The sequence below is a fragment of the Vibrio sp. V39_P1S14PM300 genome (assembly GCF_009904765.1).
Taxonomy (GTDB): Bacteria; Pseudomonadota; Gammaproteobacteria; order Enterobacterales; family Vibrionaceae; genus Vibrio; species Vibrio proteolyticus.
Genome location: NZ_WXWP01000266.1, coordinates 1 through 4,288, shown reverse-complemented (window position 1 = coordinate 4,288; position 4,288 = coordinate 1). Strand labels below are relative to the sequence as shown.

4 protein-coding genes are annotated in these 4,288 nt (G+C 43.8%); all 4 read left to right on the top strand.

Annotation, left to right across the window (positions count from 1 at the left end; translation table 11 throughout):
• The first annotated feature begins 84 nt into the window (after positions 1 to 84).
• On the top strand, positions 85 to 783 hold the full coding sequence (locus CAG65_RS13720; RefSeq protein ID WP_161454006.1) for a hypothetical protein: 699 nt from the start codon (positions 85 to 87) through the stop codon (positions 781 to 783).
• 253 nt (positions 784 to 1,036) lie between these two features.
• Entirely contained in the window at positions 1,037 to 2,161 is a 1,125-nt protein-coding gene (locus CAG65_RS13715; RefSeq protein WP_202599391.1) for a hypothetical protein, read from the top strand.
• A gap of 80 nt (positions 2,162 to 2,241) precedes the next feature.
• Complete coding sequence (locus CAG65_RS13710) at positions 2,242 to 2,982, top strand: hypothetical protein (RefSeq protein WP_161454005.1); 741 nt, start codon at positions 2,242 to 2,244, stop codon at positions 2,980 to 2,982.
• A 12-nt stretch (positions 2,983 to 2,994) separates the two neighbouring features.
• Positions 2,995 to 3,915, top strand: coding sequence for a hypothetical protein (locus CAG65_RS13705; RefSeq protein WP_161454004.1), 921 nt, complete (start codon positions 2,995 to 2,997; stop codon positions 3,913 to 3,915).
• Positions 3,916 to 4,288: the final 373 nt, after the last annotated feature.

Below are 4,288 nucleotides of genomic sequence, written 5' to 3'. Positions count from 1 at the left end.
TAGTTTATTGAGCAAGTCTAGGAATACAGCTTGCTTTCGACCCGTATTGTTTCGGGAATACAACGACAGAGGTGAGGTAAAGCTATGTCAAAAGTTATTTTAGACGATATTACAACAGAAGATATTTCGAACGCAGTTTTCGCTGTATTACAAGCCAATGCAACATCGAGCGCTAGTACGAAACTAAAAACGGAAAATGCTTCTGCTAATGCAAAAGGTTTCCTGGCAGATCGTGTGGTGACAGAAGGGTATTTGGAAGCCAATAAATTTAGCTCGCATGAATACGACTTCTGTTTACGTGAGATAAACTTTGATCGCGCAGACGACGATTTATCATCATTCAGCGTTCAAGAGCTTGCCACTATGCTCGATCCAAACGGCTGCGATTTGGCTATGATGCCATTGATGATGTTTCCAAAACCACACACGAAAGGGGAAGCACAATCTGCCAAGCACAATATCGATGCATTGAGTGTGCGCAATCGGCTTAAAGGGCTGGGTTTACCTATCGATGTCACCATTTGGTTTAATAATGATAACCTCCTGGAGTGTGTTAATGACACCGATTTTATCAGCGAACTCACCAATGCTGGTTACTCTGTAGGTTATGTTGGCGGACAATCTTGCGAATGCCCTCAAGGTAATGGCACCGTACAAAACGGCGCCATTGTTCTTGACAATGTTCAGTGCGGCCCTAAAACACAAGCGGGACGTGGTATCCCAACTTTCGCTATTGGTGATAATAGCAGTGCTTGTAAGATCCGTTGGATCAAGCCTCAATAGTTTGTATCACACGCCATTACAGCAAGCAGGCCCACGTATTGTTCCGCTCACACAGGGCCTGCTTTTAATCTTTGTACTTTTGAGCTAATTAGACTTCCAGTTTCTACCAAGTTTCCCCAGCCTCTTACCAGACAGAACGTAACTTTATCCAATTCATACTGTTTCTGATTGTGTAACTTATCTTCATTAACTTTTTTGCGATATATACGCAATGCTCCACGATGAATGAGGCGTTGCTATGAAGGGGAAGGGGATGTCACAAATAAATGATCAAAGTCATGCTGAACCAACAATTGGTCACGCACACTCTGGGCAAACTGAAGATATGAATGGAGGGGATGAAGTTAGGGAGGTGGAATCAACGATGAATATGTCCATGAACCCAACGGTCTCCCCAAATGAGCCTTTAGCTCAGCAAAACAACGAATTTTTGGCGGGTTCGTCAGTAACACAACCCAATCGACCCATTCAACGTGCGATTGGATCGGTAGAGGGGACTCTTGAAAATACAAAGGGTGAAGATGGTGATAGTGCACAGCTCACGCAGTTACAACATCACGAGGTTGGCAACAATTATATATATGCGGTAGGTGTGCTAAAGCCGGAGTTTCCAAACCAGGGCTTACAACAGGCGTTTTACAACGCGGCACAAACCCTGGGTGTGAGTGAATACGACTACTACACAGTGTTGAGTTACACCGATGACACCAAGCATCGGCCGTATTTTTATATCGCTGAGCAAATTCGATGGGTATTGACCATTCATGACAGAGACACCTACATACTTCAGCCTCGCGCAAAGGCTGAGTTGGTCAGCTTCATTGAGGCCTTGAAGCCACCTGAAAACAGTTTGTTATCGGTTTTATCCACGGCTGTTGGGATCATCGCTGAAGACCAGGCCTTAGATCATGGAGTGAACGCGGGGCTGACCAAGGTAGTGTGCAATCATTTGTTTAGCCAAACATTAGACAGTCTTCATCAGTTGCTGAAGGATAAAACGGGTGTCGCGACGGCCGTTATTCAGGATGTGTTAAAAGGCCTTGAATATCAGCCAAACGATGGTCGAAGTGATTTTAGTCGCGCTAAGAACTTTTTGGCGTACCGTTATCCAGAGCTGTATATCACCACAGATTTTCTTCATAAAGAGACAGTAAGCAACGACACTGGGTATTTTTTGGATGAGGTACATACCAGCTATACCGACTTGGCCTCACCACATGTGATTGTTGATTTGGTGTTCACATACAAAAACAAGCGAAAGGACACTGGTCTTAAGCCCGAAGTTTATTTTCATTGCAGCGTGGATGTGACTCATCAGTTTCCTTTTGTTAACGCGCCACTTCAAGAGTTTATGCCCCTCACTTTAATGGATAGCTAAACGAGCCAAGTGGGAAAAATAAGCTTTATGACTGAGTAAACATTACTTTCACAAAGTAAACCGATCACAAGGAGAATTTCATGGGCGTAAATTCATTTGAAGCCGCAACCAATGAGCGGTATGTCTATGCATTGGGCATTATTAGACCGTATTTGGCAACGCGAGATTTGCAAAAGGAGTTTGATGCTGCTGCGAATACACTAGGGCTAGCCGATGACGATTACTATGGTGTTTTTAGTTACAGCGAAGGAGCCAGTAGCAACGAAAGTCTGATGTTCAAGCCATATGCTTACATAGCGGAAAAAGCGAGCTGGGTGTTTACCATAAATGATGTCGACACCTATATGATTGTGCCTAAATACGAGAATGAATTAGACGCGATTATTGAAGCACTAAACCAGCAAAAATATGACAAAACCGTTGCTCTTATCGGGTCTTTGCAGGAGGCGCATACAGCTGCGCAACAAAATGATCTCCTATTGCCGAATGTGCTTTGTAACCATGTGATAACACAGCCAGTAGGGCAAAAATCGCCCATTGTAATCAAAGCGAACGATGGCTTAACAGCGTCACGCCGAGCTTTAAACTATGTGGTGTACAACTTTGACTCATTGATCACAGGCAAAATGGATATTGCCGGGCTGCTCATTGAAATCAACTATCAAACGTATTCAAAAGATCTGGGTCGCTCTCTGGTAGAGGTGATTCTCACCTATAAGAATCAAAATTTGGAAACCTTTTATTCTTGCGGCATTGATGTGACAGATGAATACCCATTTGTTGATTTCCCACTAAGAAATTTTGTACCCAAAGCAGCCTAATGAGGTAGGGATATGATGATAGATAAGCAAAAGGCTCAAGCTCGACAACCTCAACTGAACGTCGCCCAACGTGCATTGGAAACGTTAAGTGATTCAATAAGTGCCGACATCAGTTCAGATGCAGGTAATACATATACGGAAACTCAAGAATACATCTATGTCGTAGGCCATGTTAACGCTCACTTTCCCAACCTCAGTGTGGAAAAAGAGTTTTATTATGCCTGTGTTCTGACTGGCGTTGATGTGTCGAGCATTCAAGGTGTGGATGATGATGTTGCGCTTGAGAAGCTAAACCAGGACGACGACCTTAACACACTCTTGTTTAAAGGCCTCAGCCAGCCCGAAAATGAATATGTGGCAAGGGAAATGAACTGGTTGTTGAGTAATGTCGACAATAACGAGGTTTATACGTTAATTACCGATTCAGATGATAGCCTACGTCAGTTTATTGCATCACTAGGTTTAGACACTCAGCCAGTAATCCTGGTTGGACAAATGATGCAAGACGGTAGAGTACTTGTGAGCAACTTGATTCCCTGCGACTCTACGGCGGTGAACAAACAGCACTTGGAGTCGCAGAACAACAATATGAAAGAGCTGGTGGAAGAGATCCGTTCGCTCAATAGCAACAATGGCATTCGCAATGAAGATAGGGCGCTAAACTATACGTTGTACAACAATAAGAAGGTGTTTAGTGAATCATATAATCTTTGCTACAACCCTAATCCAAGCGGGCCCAACCCAAATGGCTATCAACTGGTGAATGTCGAAGTCGTCACCAATTGGAGCGGTGATAGGTTGGTTTCTAAACTGATATTTAACTATCAGGGGATCAACACCGGGGCTAAACAAAGTTGGTATTCTACCGTGGATGTCACAGGAGAATACCCGTTTACACTGACGCAGTGGCAACGGTTTTTACCCCAGTATTAGATACTATGTGAAATGTGACATCCCCACGTCATGTGGCTCTTCGACTAACAATATCAGTGGCCCTAATTTTCCGACATGACAATTTCCACGACAATAACGATCAGTCGATGATGGAAACGATTTTTTTGGTTAAAGTGCTCGGTCGTGAGATCGAGCAAATTCTCGCTGGATAAACCAACCACCGATAAAACAACAGCGCGGGCGTCTCAATATTGCTTGCTCTAAGGTTTACTATCAGGAATCTCGTAATCTGCCTGGAATGCCAGATGATCAGCGTGTCCACCCCTCCAACACGTAAATCCTTGCTTTCGTAACAGATAACTCGTTTTTGCCCCATTGCGTGTTTCAGGACAGACCTTACGATACAGCTAGT